Here is an 18842-nt window from a genome sequence, read left to right on the forward strand (position 1 = left end):
CGTCAGTGCCTGAATACCAAAGAAGAGGGGACAAATCAGAAGGTAAAAAACCCCAACCCCGGCGGTCAGCCAGGGTTGGGGCGGAGTCATAACGGCCCGTGAGACAACCGGGTCCGCCGGTGCTTATGCTTAGAAGCCGACTTTCATAAACACCGATCCGTAGTTGTCGGTCAGACCCTTGGCGAACTGGCCGTTATAGCTCAGTCCTACCGTGGTGTTCTTCCCGACTTCCGCACCCAGCTCCAGGTTGAGCGTGGCGACATCCCGAGCGATAGAGGCACCGGTAACGCTGAACGAAGCGCCATTGCCGTTCACGAACGCCAACGAGCGGCTGGGGTTAACGTCACCGTTGGTATGGCGCCAGCCCAGACCACCGCGCACGAACGCATGTGCGGCTCCAATATCAAAGTCGGTTTTACCCCGGATACCGAGCGTCGTCGCGAGGGTGTGATCATGACCCGCTTTGCCGCGCAAAGCAGCCGAACCACCGGTTTCCTTGAAACCGGAAGACTTAAGGTCCGTCCAGGCCAGGCCGACATAGGGCCCCACCACTGTCTTGGCGCCAACTTGGGCTCCGTAACCGGCTTCTGCGAAGAGTTGCGTGCTCTTGGCATCGTACGAACTCTTCAAGTTCTGATCACTGCCGAGCGTTACCCGACGACGCGTATCGATATTGTGATGGGTGTAAGCGGCACCGGCTAGCAGATCGTACTGGCCATTGGCGGTCTGCAGGCTTTTAGCACCATACAGCGCAGCGGTGTAGCTATTGACGTCGGCCTTTGATCCGCCACGATTCTCTAACTTGATCGCGCTATCGTTGTAGCCTAAGGCCGCGCCCAAGCGCCAATCCCCGCCCACGCTGCCTTCGCCGCCGACGAAGATGCCACCGCCTTGTGAACTGGTCTTGGTGGCGTTGCCGTCGCCCTTCAAACTGAATTTGCCACCCGTCACTTGCACCCATACCGGCACATCGGATTGGGGCGTCGAAGCGTTGCCGCCATTGCGGCGAGGGCCGCTCACGCGGTCTGAAATCACTGCGCGCACCTGGTTGCCTGAATAGAGCAGGGCGGACTGCGTCCCGGCGTGTACTTCACCCAATAGTTGATCGAGTGCCACTTGCGTGTTGGTGGAAAGCAGCGCTGCATCCGCCCACGCCTGCGCACCGGCCTGCGCCGCCACTGCGTACAAAGCACCGGCTTGGTTCTTGGGCAGCTCCTTCGTTTTTTGGACGACCTTTTTCTCATCCGGTGCCAGACGAATCTGCACGTCCTGCGCGTGGTAGGCGACGGGCTCCAAGTGCACCAGAGTGCCTTGGAAGGTATCGTCAAGTTTGGAACTGGCGAATTCGCCCACGATTTTGCCCGTCTCCGCACTCAAGATCGTGTAGTCATGGTTAAGACGGAATCCGCCATCGCCATTTTCTTGCGAAACGGTCAAATGTGTTTTTGACACGTCGATCTCACCAGCTCGCGCGACGACGAGATCCGCGCGACCTGCAGCATTGATGTCGACAATATAGGACGGACCCATTTGACGGATCGAACCGAAGGTTTGCTTACCAATGGAGTTACCCGGGCTCAAAACCCCACCGACGGATTCCAAGGTGCCCTCAACGTCGAGATTGCCGCCAAGGACAGAATTTTCATAGACCCTTACATCACCGGAGATCTTAATGGGGTTTTCCATCGATCCACCCGAGAGGCGGCTGCCGTCGGTCAACGTAACCGAGCCACCGATGCTGGCGTCCTTCGCACGATTAAACTCGAATAGAGTCGCGCCGCCGGAGAGGTGGCCCCCGATCTTGGTCGACCCGTCAAATCGCACCGTCGTATTTCGAGCATGTAAATCCTTGGCGATACGCGTGTCGTCCAGGAATTCGGCCCCTGCGGTCGACAGCAACCTGACGGATCCTCCGATGTTGGCGCCCCGATTAAAGGTCAACGACGCGCCCCTTGCACCCGTGACGTCGCCCGCGATGGGTTTACCACCGTGCTCGACGATCGTTCCGTTCCTGCCTACGTGAAGCTGCTGGAGGCCATGGTGGGAACCTTCCCAGCGCGCCCCGTCACTGACCTCAAAGCGGACCTGACCCGCTGCGTGTCGTTTGCCATTGGCGTCCAAGCCATCCGTATCGAGAATATCGCCTTTGGCCGATACGGCACCCCGCAAGGCAAAATGGACGACACCCCCCATGCCGTCGCCGGTACGGTTTACGCTCAGCAGAACGCCATTGTTCTGCTCAATGACAGTATTGCCGGTAAGCTGAATCAGTTGCTTGTCGCTCGATCTGGTCAGACTCGAAACGAACGAAGGTCCTCCAGACGTTAAGTTGATGTTATCAAGTGATGCCTGGCCGTCAGCATGCACAACGAAGCCGGGTTGGTCGCCAGTTGCTTGAACCTTTCCGTTTTGGAGTTCAAGCGTGCCGCTACGATGGATCTCAGAGATCGGACCATTCGGGATGATCCAATCCACACCGGTGTGCTTTTGCAGATCGCGCCCACCCGGAATATCCGGTGTGTTCGAACCCCAGCCGACGCTGAGCGTGTGCGTACGCTGTGAAGACACCTTCACATCCTTAGGACGAGGCGACTCTACTGTGTCAGAGAATACTTGGTCAGTGCCGTTCAAAAGAATACTTGTCGCGCGTGTTGTAGGTACATCGACTTTCTTGCCCGCGGCGCCTGCCTCCACTGCCTCCACTGCCTCGACACTCTCGACACTCTCGACACTCTCGACACTCTCGTCGCCCTCTGTGAACTCGTCGCCCGGGAGGTACTCCACTTCCTCTCCATCCTCTCCGACAAGGACGTACTCCACTTCCTCTCCATCCTCTTCGACAAGGACGTACTCCACTTCCTCTCCATCCTCCTCGCCAAATTCGTACTCTATGTCCTCGTAGAGGCCGTCAGACTCAACGTCCTCACCATCCACGAACTCGGCATCCTCTGTCTCGTCATCTTCCCGGTCGATCACCAATAAGTCGGTCACAGGCTCCCCGCCGATTGTCTTGAAGTACACAGGACTTGGCGTATCTTCGCCGGGTAGCGTGATGAAATCTCCGACGTATTCCTGAAAATACAAAGGCTCACCATTCTGTTCTATGTCGATGGCGTGCAAAAGATAGAGTTTTTCGTCGTCCAACAGGACGGAAAAAGGCTCCGGAGTGTTGTCCACATTCAAAAGACGGAGGTCATCCCATTTTTCGCCGCGCCTTACACTAACCGATTCGATTTCGGCGCCTTCGCCGTTGTCTGGTCCGTAAACCACCCTATAGTCGGTCTTAACGCCATCGCGGCCTATGACAGACCTTACGACCTCACGCGCATTGCGTTCGGTATAGCTCGTGCCTTCGGTGCCGGCATCTTTATTTAAATTGGTCTCGTTGTGGTGGCCGGCAGCGTAGACTAGGGCGCCTTGACTACACGCGGCCATAATGGCAATCGCAAGAGCGGTTTTTCGAATCTCGTTTCTCCGAGTGCGGTTATTCACGGAAACATCTCCAAGTAGGTTTGGTTGCGCGCATAAGCAAAGGCGACGGCATGCGCGTCGCATTAACTGATGCGTTGGATAAAGCGTGGGGCTCGTACCGAGCAGACGAACAATCAGGACGGCTCCCACTGTTGAGCGAGCAATTCCGTCATTCGCGGACATAAAGTGCTGAAGCCAATCTAAGGAGAAGACGGCATCCAGATGTGCATGCGCAGGTCGTGGACTGCTCGGGCGTAGTCAAACCCGGGCTTCGTCGGAAATAGTAATTACGCGTGTGACCATGGATATCGACCAAGCTCGGAAATCGGACATGGAGAAACGATCCAGTTCGTTGGCCGCTCGCCACATTCAAAGCTGGATTTACCCATGCCATCGAATCCGCTAATGTGTATTATGTAAAGTAATGAAGATGAGTGTCGAGCCCACTGCCGCCATGGACGCCGACCGCCTAAGGACCCGGGAATCAAATTGTGGGCTCTTACGCGTCGGCCGTATCACCGCACGCGCCCTCTTCACTGTAATTTGCAGGTACACCCCTTGCGGCGGTATTCCTTCTTTTTAACGGGAGACCGCTATGCAAAAACTGCACTTGAAACCGCTGGCTCAGCAAGTCATCGTCATTACGGGAGGCAGCAGCGGCATCGGCGCGGCGACGGCGCGGGCGGCGGCCCGTGCTGGTGCTCGGGTGGTGATCGCCGCGCGCGATGCCGGTGAACTGGAAAAAGTTGCCGGCTCCATTCGCGAGTCCGGTGGCGCGGTGACGACTTGCGCGATGGACGTGGGTCACGAGGAAGATCATCAAAAACTGCTTCAGACGGCGCTGGATACGTATGGCCGCGTTGATACCTGGGTGAACAACGCGGGCGTGACAATTTTTGGCTCCTTATCGACCGTGCCTGTCGCTGATCAGCGTCAACTGTTCGAAACGGATTACTGGGGCGTGGTCTACGGTTCGCTCACCGCAACTGCGTACCTGCGCGAGCGTGGCGGCGCGCTGATCAACGTGGGCAGCGAGGTGTCGGATCGCGCGATACCTTTGCAAGGCGCTTATTCTGCTGCGAAGCATGCCGTGAAAGGGTTTACCGACGCATTGCGCATGGAGCTAATGCAGGATGGCGCGCCCATCAGCGTGACGCTGATCAAGCCGGCGTCCATTGATACCGATTACACCCGCCGTGCCCGCAACTATATGGAGGTTGAGCCCACGCTGCCGCCGCCCATTTATGCGGCAGACCTGGTCGCCGACGCGATTCTTCAGGCCGCGCAATCTCCGCATCGTGATCTGTATGTCGGGTCCGTATCCAAGCTGATTTCCACCATGGGTCAACGGGCGCCTGGGCTCTCGGACAAGATGGCGGGATGGCTGACGCGTAATCAGCGCAGTGACGTGCCAGCGTCCGAGGATATCGACGGACTGTACGATCCCGGTGTGCGTCAACGTACGCCCTCGCCTAAAAATGTACGTCGTCACAGCCTCTATAAGCACGTGAATACGAATGCCAAAGGTCTGCTATGGCTGGGCACCGGGATGTTGTTCGTGATGGGCGCTGCCCTTACCCGGCGTCGCTGATGTTTAACGGGCGCTAGTCTGGACGCTCAATGTTTGCTTTTGCGAGATCCAGAGAGCTTAGGATAATCTCAAGACACAAAAAAGGGCGCGCTATAAGCGCGCCCTACTCTTCGTTCCGCTAAGCGTGCCAACCGCTCTAGCCCGAAAGATTAGTGCGCCAGTGCCGCATTGCTTTCGACCGGCGCGTCCACGCCTAACGCGGATTCGAGCAACTGCGCCAGGTCTCGCAGGCCGGTGGCAACGCTGCCCGTGAACCACACTGCCGCGCAATGGCGACCACGGGCGCGCAATTCCGCGATGTCGGCTTGCGCCTGGGCGGACTGGCAACGGCCCAGTTCGTTGCCATGGCAATCATGACGGCCGATAAACAGATATGAACCCCCTGCCGGGCCGCCCTTATGCAATTGACCGCTCGCGTGCAGGTATCGCGGACCATAGCCCGACGTCGCCGCCGCGCCATACATATTCCGCAACCGCCCTTGCCAGTGCGTCAGCCAAGCGCGAGTGTCGTCATTAGACGGCAAATAGGCCAGCAGCGAGAAATAATCGGCCGGATGCGCCCGCAACCAGTCGCCCAAATCGGCGTGTTCGCCGATATCGACGACCAGACTTCCTAGACTGACACCCGCTGGCTGGACAATGGGCGCGGCCAAAACCTGGCGAGTGCGGACTTTACTGGCTTCGACGTCGGGCTGGTCAAAGGGGTTGATCTCGAGGATCGAACCTGCCACGGCGGTCGCAAACTGCCATCGATAAAATTCCTGAGCTAGCAAGGCGCCCTCACCTACCTCGATATCAATCACGGCATGACCCGCCGCGCGCAACTGTTCGGTCTGGCGCTTCATAGCCGGGCCGCGCCGCAGAATCACGAACAGGCGGTCAGAGGGATAGCGATGAACTTCGGTTTCCGGTTCCTGAGTGACGGGGATCAAGCCACGGCCGTGTTTTCCGGTAGACTCCGCAATCAGCTGCTCTAGCCAGTCGCCAAAACAGGCCAATTTCGGGTCCGTCCAGATGGTGACTTTGTCGCGCCCGCTTAACGCTGCCTCGCCCAACACCGCACCGAGAATTGCACCGGGGTTCTTATCCATCGGCGCGCGCGGGCCACATTGGTTGCGCGCCACGCTGGCCTGATTGAGGTAGGCCATCGGGTCGTGCCCCATGAGCGCGAGCGGTACCAAGCCGAACGGCGACAACACAGAATAGCGACCACCGATTTGACTGTCGCCAGTGAACACCGCTGCGTAGCCCAGTTCCTCGGCCATCTTTTGCAAGGGCGTGTCCAGATCGGTGATGGCACAGAAATGACGACCGGCGCTTTCGCCTAGCGCTGCGCGGGCGCGCTGATAAAAGTGGCGAGCCAGCAACGTGGATTCCATGGTTGTGCCCGATTTGCTCGCCACGATATACAGGCATTTGTCCAGAGGCAGGCGGCGCTCCAGCGCTTGCACTTGGTCGGGATCGATGGAATCGAGCACATGCAGCTTCAGGCCGCCGGGACTAGAACCCAGCGCGCTTTGGAGTACCTGCGCGCCCAAGCTCGCGCCACCCATGCCAATTAGCACAGCATGTTCATAGAGACCATCGCGCAGTCTGGCGCACATGCCGAGATAGCGTCGCATGATGGCTTGCTGCTGAGCGGGATTGACCCAGCCGGTCCACTGGTCCTCGTCGGTGCCTGTCCAGAGGGTTGCGTCGCCCGCCCAGAGTCTCGACACCCAGCGTTGTTCCCTCATGGCTTTTAGACGGCTGATCACACGGTCTTTCAGCTCTACCGGGAGATGGACTTGCTGCCGGTGAATCGCCGTGTTGGCAGCGCTGCGGCGCAAGACAGGCCCGAACGGTTGTACTGACGGCTGAACTGAGGTCTGGGCGAGGGATTCGAGCATTTGGTTTTTCTCCACTGCAGTTGGATTTGAACGACCCGGTGCCTACCGCAAGAACTGTTCCCGCGTAGCCAGTGGGAACGGCCCTTGCTGCGCCCTGAGTCCCGCTGCCTATTTGGCGCGCTCACGCGTTATCCCAACCTTCTGATCTATAGACAGGACGCTCCATGACTGAAATCGAGAACGTGGCCACGTATATGCGCTGGCACAGCCTGATGTTGGCCACTGCGGAGAGTTGTACGGCCGGACTCATCGCATCGCAGATGGCGGACTTACCCGGCGCCGGTAGCTTGTTGGAATGCGCGTTCGTGGTGTATTCGCCTTCGGCCAAGCAGCGTTGTCTGGGGATCTCCGACGAAATATTGGCTCGCTACAACCTCACCAGCGAGGAAGTGGCAAGCGCCATGGTGCAGGGCGCAGCGCAGCGCTGCGGCGCGCCCGTGGTCATTGCGAATACGGGTGTCGCCGATGATGGTGGTGACGGCGTAGCCGCGGGCACGCAGTGTTTTGCGTGGCTATTACGCGCGCCGGGATGCAAGGACGGTCTCTATACGGAAACGCGCCAGTTTTCCGGGGACAGAAACACCGTACGTGAGGCGGCGGCGCAATATGCATTGGAACGCGTGCCGCACTATCACGCGCTATGGACGCGTTAATAGTTTCGTTGATTCGCCCCTTAACATGGAGATGACCTGATGAGTAGTTTGCCCGAGCTATATTCGCGCTATGGCGCATTGTGGGGCGCCTGGCTTGGCACCATCATCCTGGCCATCGTGCTTTATATCGGGATTGTTTCCGCGTTGAATCTGTTCCGCAGGCAGGCCACGGCGCGCGTGGCCGCCGGAACGCATCCCTATGCGTCGGTGGTGTTGGCCGTCGTGGCTCGCAGCAGTCGCGTCATCATCGCCATACTGGCGCTGTTGCTGGGGCTGCGTCTGACGCAGGCCGTCTTTCCTTGGCAGAGTTGGATTTCCGATCACTTATGGTTCGTGCTGCTCGCCATGCAACTGGCGCTGTGGCTCGATGTGGCTTGCGTCAGCATATTGTCTCTGGTGGCGGCCCGGGCACGTGCGAGCGTGGTGACGACGACACTGCTCGCGTACTTATTGCGCACTGTCATTTGGGTGGTAACCCTGCTGGCCATCCTGGACAATTTGGGGGTAAACATCACCGCGCTGGTGACCAGCCTGGGCATAGGCGGTGTGGCCGTTGCGCTGGCTGTCCAGACGGTGTTAAGCGATCTGTTCGCCTCGATCTCGATTGGATTGGACAAGCCATTTGAAGTCGGCGACTTCGTGGTGTTTGGTTCCGTGGCCGGCTCGATCGAGCATATTGGGCTAAAGACAACGCGCATCCGCAGCCTGGGCGGTGAACAAATTGTCTGCTCCAACACGGAATTGCTGAAACAAACCATCCAAAATTACAAAAGGATGGAACAACGTCGCGTCGTTTTTACACTCCGGGTGCCCTATGACACGCCCGTCGCCACTTTGTCGGAGTTGCCCGGCGACGTGAAGGCACAGATCGAGGGGCAAGCGGCGACCCGATTCGACCGCGCCCACATCGCTACCTTCGGGGATCACGGCTTGGAAATCGAAGCTGTCTACTATGTGATGAGCGCCGATTACAACCGCTATATGGATACGCAGCAGGCAATCAACCTCGGTATTTTGCGGGCGTTCGCGGCGCGAAACGTAACGTTGAGACCGCAAGAAAGAATGCTGCATTTACGGGAAGATCCCGCCGCGGAATCGGTCGAATGATCAGGCACGCCGCTTGCTCTGCTCCAAGAAGACCGGACAAATCGTCCACAATCGGGGAGCTAATATGTCGAGCACGGTTTTGCTTGTTGCGGGTGAGGCCTATCCACTGGTGAAGACTGGAGGCCTGGCGGATGCCGTTACGGGTCTAGTCCAGGCGCTGGAGCAGGCGGGGGTGCAGGTACGCTTGTTGGTGCCTGCTTATCGTGGTGTGCTGGAAAAGGTACGCGTCGATACGACGTGGCCCCTACCCGACTTGCCTCAAGGGCCGGCGCGGCTGGTCGCTGGCCGGTGTCGGACGACCGGGATGTCCTGTCTCCTCCTCGACCACCCTGCTCTCTTTGACCGCCCCGGTTGTTATGTGGACGAGAACGGGCAAGATTATGCCGATAACGCCAGCAGGTTCGCGGCACTCGCCCATGCCGCGGCGGAAGTCGCGCGCGGTTTGCCCGGCTTGGAACGTCCGACGATCGTGCACGCCCATGATTGGCATGCCGGCCTGGTACCGCTGCTGATCAAGGCCGCCGAACTGCCTTCGGTAAAAACCGTACTCACTATCCACAACTTGGCCTTTCAAGGCGTATTTGACCTGGCATGTATTGATCAACTTGGGTTACCCGAGAGCGCGCGCCATGCGGAGGGTTTGTACGCCTGGGACCGCTTGAACTTCCTGCAGGCGGGGATTCTCCATGCGGATCGGGTCACCACGGTCAGCCATACCTATGCACGTGAAATTCTGACGCCAGAATTTGGATGTGGCTTGGAAGGCGCGCTGCGTTATCGCGGCGAGGCGCTGGTGGCGTTGCCTAATGGGATCGACGATGAGCTGTGGAACCCGGCGACGAACGTGCACTTGCAACCAAACGGTTTCAGCGCCAGCAACCTGGGCAATAAGGCCCGGTGGAAAGAGCATATTCAACGGGCCTTTGGGCTGACAGTCGATCCAGGCGCACTGCTGGTGGTCTCGTGCTGCCGCTTGACCGAGCAAAAGATGACCGATCTCACGGTGGAGGCGTTGCCGCGTGCACTCGCCGAGCATCCACGCCTGCAGTTTGCGTTGTTGGGCAAAGGGGATCGCCGGTTTGAGGAAGCCTTTACACGTATCGCGGCCGAACATCCGGGACGTTGCGGGGTACGGATAGGCTATGACGAACCGACCGCGCATCGCCTTCAGGCCGGCGCAGATATGCTGTGGCATCCCAGCCGGTTTGAGCCGTTTGGCCTGACCCCGTTGTATTCCATGCGGTACGGCACCCTACCTATTGTCACAGCCGTCGGTGGGTTGGCGGATTCTATTAAGGATCCGGGCTCGCATGCCGGCGAAGCGGCCATGATGCGCGCCAATGGCCTGTTCCTCGAACATCATGATGTCGATGGTGTGGTGGCAGTGCTGGCGCGGGCGCTTCAGCTGCGCTCGCGAGAAGCGGTGTGGCGCGCGATGCGTCGTAATGCCATGAACGGCGCGTATGGATGGAATCAGCGCGTGACGTCTTACTTGGATTTGTTCGAAACGCTTTCCGGCGATGGCGTGTTGCGCGATCCAAGCGGTACGCGCTCGCGCACGCAGGTGCCGCCGTCGGCTGCTTCGGCATAAGGAGGACGCGGTGACCCCCTCCCCCGCTTTGCGGCTCTTGCGAGCCGGCGCCGTTGTGCGCGAAGCCTTGGTGCCATGGGTCCGCGCTGGGATTAACGGTGTTCTGCTTCCCGTGCCTTGGCGAACTGCGGGCGACCCGGCCGTGCCGCTGGATGCGGACATCGCCGCTGATGAGAACACGCCCGTCGTGGAAATGGTGCGCTCACAGGCGCAGCAGCTGCGTGGCCTGGGTGTGCGATGCTTCTTCGACATCGCGCTTGATCGCGTGGCACGCGATGCGGCGCCCACTACATGCCGCGTGGAATGGCTACAGACGGAAGGTGATTTGCCGGAACTGGATCCCCGCCTGCCGGTCGAGGCGCTACAAACGCGCACGGTGCGCGGAGATACCGATGCATTCGTGGATAGTTGGGTCCAGCGTTTGACCGCGTGGGTAGACGCAGGCGTTGATGGGTTTTACCTGCAACGCCCGCAAGGGTTGCCAGCTAAGACTTTGCGCGAGCTGTTCACGCGTTTACGCCAACAGGCCCCGGAGGTCGCATTTATCGCGGCGACCCAAGGCATGCGGCCGGAGGAGATACGGCAGCGCGCATCGGTAGGCTTTGACTGGTCCGTCAACTCCCTGCCTTGGTGGGACGGTCGCGCGGACTGGCTTGCGGACGAGGATTGGCGCTTGCGCGAGATGGCGCCCGTGTTGGCACCGGTCGCGGTTGACGCGGATGCCCGTGCGGCGTGGTTGGCCGCTTTTTGCGGCGACGGCCTTTTGATTGAAGGCGACCCCGCCTCGGGTCCGTCCGAGAGCGTCGCTCAGGCAGTGGAATGGCACACGCGGGCAAGGCATCATGGACCACTGACCGTGGTAGGCGGACAGGCGGGTCGCGCGACGGTGCTGTTGCGCAGGAGCGCACAAGACGAAACGGTGGCGTTGGCCATCAGCCCCGCGGGAAAAAGTAGCTGCAAGATTGATATCCCCCCTCTCGCTGGATTGCTGACGCCTGGACCGCTTTCTCATTTGGATGGCCCTGAGGCTCTGCGACCGCGAGCGGGAAGCCTGGGCGACAGTCAATGCGCCCTATTGATTTGGCGCGGGCCGATGGAGGTCAAGCCCGGCGAGCGGCTGCCCCGCGACGAACGCTCGCCCCAGGCGCCGCGCCTGGCGATAGAGAACGTTGAACCCACGCTCGAAGTGGAAGGGTTGCCCGTCAAATGCATTGCGCATGAGCCATTGACCGTTCGCGCCACCATCATCATGGATGGACACGATAAGTTGGCGGCCGATCTATGCTGGCGGCCTTGCGATGGCAATTCGTGGCAGCGTGTGCCGATGCGCTGGCTAGGCAATGATCGGTGGGAAGCGGCGTTTGTCCCAGAACGCATCGGCGCGCACGAGTATCGTGTCCAGGCCTGGCAGGATATATGGGCCGGATATTGTCATGAATGGCATAGTAAGCACGACGCCGGCCAATCCATTATCACGCCATTGCATGAAGGTCTGGCCTGGCTGGAGCGAACCGTGGCGCAGGCCGAACGGCTGGGTGCCAAAGCCGAGCATCTGGGACGCCTGAAACGCGCGGTCAAAGCGGTACGTCAGGTACTGGATGGCAAGGCGGATGTGGGTGAAGTCCTGAAACAGCTGTGCGAACCATCGCTGTTGCAAATTATCCGTGACACCGCCGAACGCCCACACGCGCGGTCGAGCAATATTTATGCATTACGCGTCGATCGCAATCGCGCGCGTTACGCGAATTGGTACGAGCTCTTTCCTCGTTCGCAGGCCCAAGATCGCCATGGTCGTTTCGATGATGTGGTCGAACGCTTGCCGGATATCCGAGCGATGGGCTTCGACGTGCTGTACCTGACTCCCATCCACCCGATAGGCGAGCGTAACCGTAAGGGCCGCAACAATAGTTTGAAAGCGGAACCTGGCGACGTGGGCAGCCCCTACGCGATAGGCTCGGCGCACGGCGGGCATGACGCGGTGGCGCCCGAGTTGGGAACCCTGGAGGACTTCGAAAGACTGGTGCATGCCGCGCAGGCGCATGGCATGGAGGTGGCCTTGGATTTTGCGATCCAGTGTTCGCCCGATCACCCGTGGCTCAAGCGCCATCCAAACTGGTTTTCGTGGCAGGCCGATGGCAGCCTGCGTTATGCCGAGAATCCGCCCAAGCGCTATGAAGACATCGTCAATGTGGCGTTCTATGAGGGCCCGCCTCAGTGGCGGCGCAAGACGGCATTGTGGCGCGCACTGCGTGACATCGTGCTGTTTTGGGCCGAACGAGGCGTGCGGATCTTCCGCGTCGACAATCCTCATACCAAACCTTTGCCGTTCTGGCAGTGGTTGATTGCCGAGGTGCATCTGCAGTATCCCGACACCGTGTTTCTGGCGGAGGCCTTCACGCGTCCTGCCATGATGTACCGGCTGGCCAAGGTGGGCTTCACGCAGTCGTATACCTACTTCACATGGCGCAATCATCGACAGGAACTGGTGGACTATTTCACGGAGTTGTCCAGCGAGCCCGTCGCGAGCTTTTACCGGCCGCATTTCTTTGTAAATACGCCGGACATTAACCCCTATTACCTGCAATCGCATGGCCGGCCGGGTTTCCTGGCGCGAGCTGCACTGGCGGCGACGGGATCTGGGCTATGGGGGATTTATAGCGGGTTTGAATTATGTGAGTCGGCGGCGTTGACGGGGCGCGAGGAGTATCTCGATTCCGAGAAGTACGAGTTACGGCCGCGCGACTGGCATCAGCCGGGCAACATCCGCTCGGAAATCACCAAACTGAACGCGATTCGTCGCGCCAATCCTGCCCTGCAATCGCATCGCGGCTTCGCGCCACTGACCGCCTGGCCTGAATCCGTCATCGCTTACATCAAGCGCGCCCCGGGCGGCGCGAATGTCGTCCTGATCGTCATCAATCTGGACCCGCAGCAAGCGCTGGAGGCCGTAGTGCGCATGCCCTCGTCCCATGGCGAAGCCGAGGATCTCCTCACGGGCACGCCCACTGGCTGGGGTGATGGGATGGCTCGTTTTCGGCTGACGCCTGAAGCGCCCTACGCGATCTGGCGGCTGCCGGCCGACCCAATCGGAGCATAAGGAATGACCCAGACATTTAATGATGATCCGCTCTGGTTCAAAGATGCTGTGGTGTACCAGCTGCACGTAAAGTCGTTCTTCGATGCGAATAACGATGGAATCGGCGACCTGCCAGGCTTGCTGGCGAAGTTGGACTACATCGCCAGCCTAGGCGTGACGGCGATATGGTTATTGCCGTTTTACCCTTCACCGCGTCGTGACGATGGCTACGACATCGCCGACTATCGCAGCGTGCACACCGACTATGGCACGGTGAGCGATTTGCGACGGCTCATCCGCGCCGCCCACGCGCGCGGTCTGCGTGTCATCACGGAACTAGTGGTGAACCACACCTCGGATCAGCATCCGTGGTTCCAACGCGCGCGGCGCGCCAAGCCGGGTTCCGTGGCGCGTAACTATTACGTGTGGTCGGATACCGACCGCGCCTATGACGGCACCCGCATCATTTTCTGCGATACCGAGACGTCAAATTGGACGTGGGATCCTGTGGCCAATGCCTACTACTGGCATCGCTTCTATAGCCACCAGCCCGATTTGAATTACGACAATCCCCATGTGCTGCGCGAAGTGCTGGGGGTGATGCGCTATTGGCTGGATATGGGGGTCGATGGTTTGCGTCTGGACGCTGTGCCGTATCTGGTGGAGCGCGAGGGCACAAATAACGAGAACCTGCCTGAAACGCACGCGGTATTGAAGAAAATCCGCGCGGTGGTGGAACGCGAATATCCAGGCCGCATGTTGCTGGCCGAGGCGAATCAATGGCCGGAAGATGCCCAGGAATATTTCGGGCAAGGCGACGAGTGCCATATGTCGTTCCATTTCCCGCTGATGCCGCGTATGTATATGGCCATCGCGCAAGAGGATCGCTTTCCCATCCTGGACATCATGCGGCAAACGCCGGATATCCCGGAGAACTGCCAATGGGCGATCTTTCTGCGCAACCATGATGAGTTGACGCTTGAAATGGTCACCAGCCGCGAACGCGACTACCTCTGGAAGGTGTATGCGGCGGACACCCGCGCGCGCATTAACCTGGGGATCCGCAGACGCCTGGGCCCGCTGTTAGAGCGCGACCGCCGTCGGGTGGAGTTGATGAACAGTCTGCTCCTGTCAATGCCAGGCACGCCGGTGCTGTATTACGGTGATGAAATCGGCATGGGCGACAACATTCATCTCGGCGACCGCGATGGCGTGCGCACACCCATGCAGTGGTCGGCCGATCGCAACGGTGGGTTCTCGCGTGCCGATCCGGAGCGGCTCCAGCTGCCGCCCATCATGAGTCCGTTGTATGGCTACGAAGCCATCAACGTCGAGGCGCAACAGCGCGATCCACATTCCTTGCTTAATTGGACACGCCGCATGCTGGCGCAGCGTCGCCAGACGCAAGCGTTTGGCCGTGGCACGCTGAAGTTTCTGTCCCCCGGCAACCGCAAGATCCTGGCGTATCTGCGGCAGTGGCAGGACACGACGATTCTATGCGTGGCGAATCTGTCGGCATCCGCTCAGCCCGTGGAGCTGCCGCTGCAGCAGTATGCCGGGGCGGTGCCCGTGGAAATGTTGGGCGGATCGGTATTCCCGGCCATTGGCGAGTTGCCCTATCTGCTGACACTACCGCCTTATGGTTTTTATTGGTTCACATTAAGCCGCGAGGCCAGCGCGCCTTCGTGGCATACCCAAACGCCGGAACAAATGCCTGAACTTGTTACGCTTGTATTGAAGCCGCGCGGCGATTTGGCGCTGACCGAAGGCGCTCGTCGTGTGCTCGAGAACGAAGTGCTGCCCGAGTACCTGGCGCGTCAGCGTTGGTATCCCGGCAGCGCGCCACAGGATCTGAAATTAGGAGAAGTAATTCCCCTGCCCGGTCATGTGGGTCGCTACTACTGGGTGTCCATTCAGCATGCGGCTGACAAGCCGCCGCTACAGATGCCGGTCGCGCTGGTCTGGGGCGAGCAAGCCGAGGTGCACTATCCCGCGGCGCGGCTGCGTCGGGGTGCGGAACTGGGCTTCCTCGCTGATGGGTGCCTACAAGAATCGTTTATCCGTGCGTTGGTCGATGGGCTACGTCAGGGTGCCAGCGATGCGCGGTTGGTGTTCCGACCCGAGCCGGGTGCGCGGGAGATCACCGAGGTCGAGTCGCCATCGGTGCGGTGGCTCGGTGCAGAGCAGAGCAACAGCTCGGCCATTGTCGATGATCATGTGATGGTGAAGGTGCTGCGTTCGCCATCGCCCGGGCCATCTTGGGAAGCCGAAATGGGCCGGCGCTTGACGGCGGCCGGGTTTACCAACACCCCTGCATTGCTCGGCACGCTGGAACGCAAGCACGATAACGGCAGCACCACGCTCGCGCTGTTCCATCAGTTCGTCGCTAACGAGGGAGACGCCTGGGGTTGGACCCTGGATTATCTGCGTCGGGTACTGGACCCGGCGCTGGTTGCCGACGAAGAGGCCGAAGCGTTCGAAGAACGCCTCGCGGGATACATGGCGTTTGTACGGATCGTGGGGCAACGTTTGGCCCAGATGCATGCAGCGCTCTTCGATGTGGACGCCGAACCCGGCGACCCCGAAGAGACTGTCAATCGAATCAATGGACAGCTGCGTGATGCCTTGGCCGCGTTGAAAAAACACCGGGCGGATCTGCCACCAGCCCTGCAAGCCAGCGCGCAATGGCTGGAAGAACACGCCCCGCGTCTGGAAACCCGAATCCGCGACATCGCGGCGCTTGAACAGAACGTGCCGCGTCAGCCGGTGCATGGAGATTTCCATTTGGGACAAGTTTTGGTCGTACAAACCGATGCGTATCTGATCGATTTCGAAGGCGAGCCCTTGCGCGATGCGGATGCTCGCCAAGCGCCGGATACGGTCTATAAAGACCTGGCCGGCCTGTTGCGCTCGTTCGACTATGCGGCCAGTGTCGGGGCCCGCACGACCGCGCTCGCGCCCGCAGCGCCCGAGACCACGGGCGCACCGCCGGCCGATGCGCTGGCGGGAACCATGACGAGTCGGCACGATGCCTTGTTGTGCCGGTTCCGCACGTTGGCATCCGAGGCCTTTCTGCAAGGCTATCGCGAAGCCCGTACGCCTACGGCCGAGATCTCGGCTCAAGACGAGGCCGCCTTGTTATCGTTGGCCCAGCTCGAGAAAGCCGCCTACGAGGTTTGCTACGAGGCCGCGCATCGGCCGACCTGGATTCCCGTACCGCTGGCTGCATTGGCTGAGCTGGGTCGAGAGCTCCTGCTTTCGGCAGCTGTGCGTGACGACAGCGCCGCCGGAGGTCAAGTATGAGTTTCGCGCGCTTGTCGGATGCGGAACGCCGCGCGTTGGTAGACGGTTCACATGGCGACCCATTTTCCGTGCTGGGTCCGCATGGCGAAGATCTGCGTGTGCTGATGCCTGGCGCGCTCGAAGTACGCGCGCGGCTAGCGGATGGGACAGAGGTCATGCTGGACGGCCAGGATGGCTTATTTCACGCAGTGATTCCAGACCTGCGTGGCAAAGGCCCGCAAGCCTATACCCTCGTGGTGCGATGGGCTGACGGTGAGCAGGAACTCGCCGACCCGTATGCCTTTGATTCGTGGTTGTCGGACGAGACCCTGACCGCATTTTCCAATAGCGATTGGCAAGCGGTGCTGCAAATGCTGCCTCGTCTGGAGGACCACCAGGGCGTGCCCGGCCTGCGCTGCACGGTCTGGGCCCCGAATGCGCGCCGGGTGTCGATCGCCGGGGACTTTAACGGTTGGGACGCGCGCCGCCACGGGATGCGCTTGCGTCATCGCGCGGGGGTGTGGGAGTTTTTCCTGCCGCACGCCGTGGCGGGTCAGCGCTATAAGTTCGCGATTCTGGATCATGAGGGCCAGTTGCGCTGGAAAGCCGATCCCTTGGCGCAGCAAGCCGAACTGCCGCCGAACACGGCCTCCATCATTGCCGATACGCAGCCTTATGCGTGGCAGGACGACGCGTGGATGCGGGATCGCGATGCATCGGTGGACCGGCCGATTTCGGTCTATGAGGTGCATGCGGGATCTTGGAGCAGCGCGAACGATTGGGAGGAGCTTTCCCAGCGTTTGCCCGAGTACGCCAGGGCAATGGGCTTTACCCACATCGAGCTGATGCCGGTCGCGGAGTATCCGTTTGGCGGGTCGTGGGGCTACCAGCCGCTGGGCCAGTTCGCGCCTACCTCGCGTTACGGCTCGCCCGAGGCATTCGCGCGATTCGTGGATCGCTGCCATGCCGCGGGAATCGGTGTGATCATGGACTGGGTCCCCGCGCACTTCCCGGATGACCCGCACGGTCTCGCACTGTTCGATGGCACGGCGTTGTATGAGTATGCCGATCCCCGCGAAGGCTATCACCCTGACTGGCATAGCTGCGTGTATAACCTGGGCCGCAACGAAGTCCGCGCGATGCTGCTGGCCAGCGCGCATCAGTGGCTAAATCGTTTTCACGTCGATGGGCTGCGCGTCGACGCGGTGGCATCGATGTTGTATCGGGATTACAGCCGCAAAGCTGGCGAATGGATACCCAATCGCTACGGCGGCCGGGAGAATCTCGAAGCGATCGAATTTCTGCGCGCGTTGAACGACAGCGTGCATGAACGCGAGGACGGTGCAATCACCATCGCCGAGGAATCGACCTCATGGCCGGGGGTAACGCGGGCCACGACCAGTGGAGGCTTGGGCTTCGACTACAAGTGGAACATGGGGTGGATGAATGACACCCTGCGTTATATGAAGGAAGACCCGGTGCATCGGCGTTATCACCACCGGGATATGACGTTCGGGATGGTGTATGCGCATTCTGAACACTTCATTTTGCCGCTTTCCCACGACGAGGTCGTGCACGGCAAGGGTTCCTTATATGGCCGCATGCCAGGTGACCAAGAAACCCGCATCGCCAATCTGCGCGCGTACTTCGGGTTCATGTGGATGCATCCAGGTAAGAAACTGCTCTTCATGGGCGGCGAAATCGCGCAGCCGCATGAGTGGCATCACGACCATGTCCTCGCCTGGGATCTGCTCGATGATCCTGCCCATCGCGGTGTGCAACGACTGGTTCGCGCCCTTAACCAACTTTATTGCAACGAGCCTCTGCTGTATCAGGGCGACAGCGACCCCGCGGGCTTTGCCTGGACCATAGGCGACGATGCGAACAACAGCGTGCTCGCGTTTGAACGTCGTCATGGCGATGCGCCACCTTTGCTGGTGGTTTGCAATCTGACGCCCGTGACGCGTTCGGGCTATCGAATCGGCGTATCGCGCGGAGGCGAATGGCGCTTGCGTTTGAACACCAGCGATGCGAGCTACGGCGGCCACGCGCAACCGATCGATCAAACCTGCGCGGCCGAGGTTATCGCGGCCCATGGTCACGAACAGAGTTTGAGTCTCACACTACCGGGCTTGACCACATTAGTGCTTCAGCCTGCCGATCCTTCCCATCCTTGAGAACC

The 18842-nt window shown here is 60.0% G+C and carries 9 protein-coding genes; 7 read left to right on the forward strand and 2 right to left on the reverse strand.

The genetic code is table 11. From position 1 onward, the window contains the following. Positions 1-129: 129 nt before the first annotated feature. Positions 130-3492: an autotransporter outer membrane beta-barrel domain-containing protein gene (locus GOQ25_RS19810; RefSeq protein ID WP_160351633.1), complete on the reverse strand. Its 3363-nt coding sequence runs from the start codon at positions 3490-3492 to the stop codon at positions 130-132. Between the two features lie 574 nt (positions 3493-4066). Between GOQ25_RS19810 and GOQ25_RS16850 the strand changes: the two genes are divergently transcribed. Next, entirely contained in the window at positions 4067-5062 is a 996-nt protein-coding gene (locus GOQ25_RS16850) for an SDR family oxidoreductase (protein WP_160351634.1), read from the forward strand. Positions 5063-5211: 149 nt separating this feature from the next. Here GOQ25_RS16850 and GOQ25_RS16855 read toward each other — a convergent pair whose 3' ends face one another. Next, complete coding sequence (locus GOQ25_RS16855) at positions 5212-6951, reverse strand: transaldolase (RefSeq protein WP_160351635.1); 1740 nt, start codon at positions 6949-6951, stop codon at positions 5212-5214. Between the two features lie 164 nt (positions 6952-7115). On the opposite strand from GOQ25_RS16855, the gene GOQ25_RS16860 reads away from it, so the two are divergent. From GOQ25_RS16860 to glgB, 6 genes are all read left to right on the forward strand, one after another. Beyond that, positions 7116-7604 (forward strand): CinA family protein, encoded by a 489-nt coding sequence (locus GOQ25_RS16860; protein ID WP_160351636.1) that lies wholly within the window; start codon positions 7116-7118, stop codon positions 7602-7604. A 39-nt stretch (positions 7605-7643) separates the two neighbouring features. Beyond that, positions 7644-8711 carry a mechanosensitive ion channel family protein gene (locus tag GOQ25_RS16865; protein WP_160351637.1) on the forward strand — a complete coding sequence of 356 codons (1068 nt, stop codon included), beginning with the start codon at positions 7644-7646 and terminating at the stop codon, positions 8709-8711. A gap of 64 nt (positions 8712-8775) precedes the next feature. Beyond that, positions 8776-10302 carry a glycogen synthase GlgA gene (glgA, locus tag GOQ25_RS16870; RefSeq protein WP_160351638.1) on the forward strand — a complete coding sequence of 509 codons (1527 nt, stop codon included), beginning with the start codon at positions 8776-8778 and terminating at the stop codon, positions 10300-10302. Between the two features lie 10 nt (positions 10303-10312). After that, positions 10313-13399, forward strand: a complete 3087-nt coding sequence (locus tag GOQ25_RS19815) for an alpha-1,4-glucan--maltose-1-phosphate maltosyltransferase (protein ID WP_160351639.1) — start codon at positions 10313-10315, stop codon at positions 13397-13399. Between the two features lie 3 nt (positions 13400-13402). After that, a complete protein-coding gene (gene treS / locus GOQ25_RS16880; protein WP_160351640.1) occupies positions 13403-16681 on the forward strand; it encodes a maltose alpha-D-glucosyltransferase in 3279 nt (1092 codons plus the stop codon). Then, positions 16678-18837 carry a 1,4-alpha-glucan branching protein GlgB gene (gene glgB / locus GOQ25_RS16885; protein ID WP_160351641.1) on the forward strand — a complete coding sequence of 720 codons (2160 nt, stop codon included), beginning with the start codon at positions 16678-16680 and terminating at the stop codon, positions 18835-18837. The genes treS and glgB overlap by 4 nt, the downstream gene beginning before the upstream one ends. The last annotated feature ends 5 nt before the right edge of the window (positions 18838-18842 follow it).

It is taken from the genome of Bordetella sp. 15P40C-2 (assembly GCF_009763235.1).
GTDB lineage: Bacteria > Pseudomonadota > Gammaproteobacteria > Burkholderiales > Burkholderiaceae_B > Bordetella_A.

Coding starts and splice junctions, on each gene's coding strand:
- GOQ25_RS16850 (WP_160351634.1), top strand. CDS start 4,067: ATGCAAAAACTGCACTTGAAACCGCTGGCTCAGCAAGTCATCGTCATT.
- GOQ25_RS16855 (WP_160351635.1), bottom strand. CDS start 6,951: ATGCTCGAATCCCTCGCCCAGACCTCAGTTCAGCCGTCAGTACAACCG.
- GOQ25_RS16860 (WP_160351636.1), top strand. CDS start 7,116: ATGACTGAAATCGAGAACGTGGCCACGTATATGCGCTGGCACAGCCTG.
- GOQ25_RS16865 (WP_160351637.1), top strand. CDS start 7,644: ATGAGTAGTTTGCCCGAGCTATATTCGCGCTATGGCGCATTGTGGGGC.
- glgA (WP_160351638.1), top strand. CDS start 8,776: ATGTCGAGCACGGTTTTGCTTGTTGCGGGTGAGGCCTATCCACTGGTG.
- treS (WP_160351640.1), top strand. CDS start 13,403: ATGACCCAGACATTTAATGATGATCCGCTCTGGTTCAAAGATGCTGTG.
- glgB (WP_160351641.1), top strand. CDS start 16,678: ATGAGTTTCGCGCGCTTGTCGGATGCGGAACGCCGCGCGTTGGTAGAC.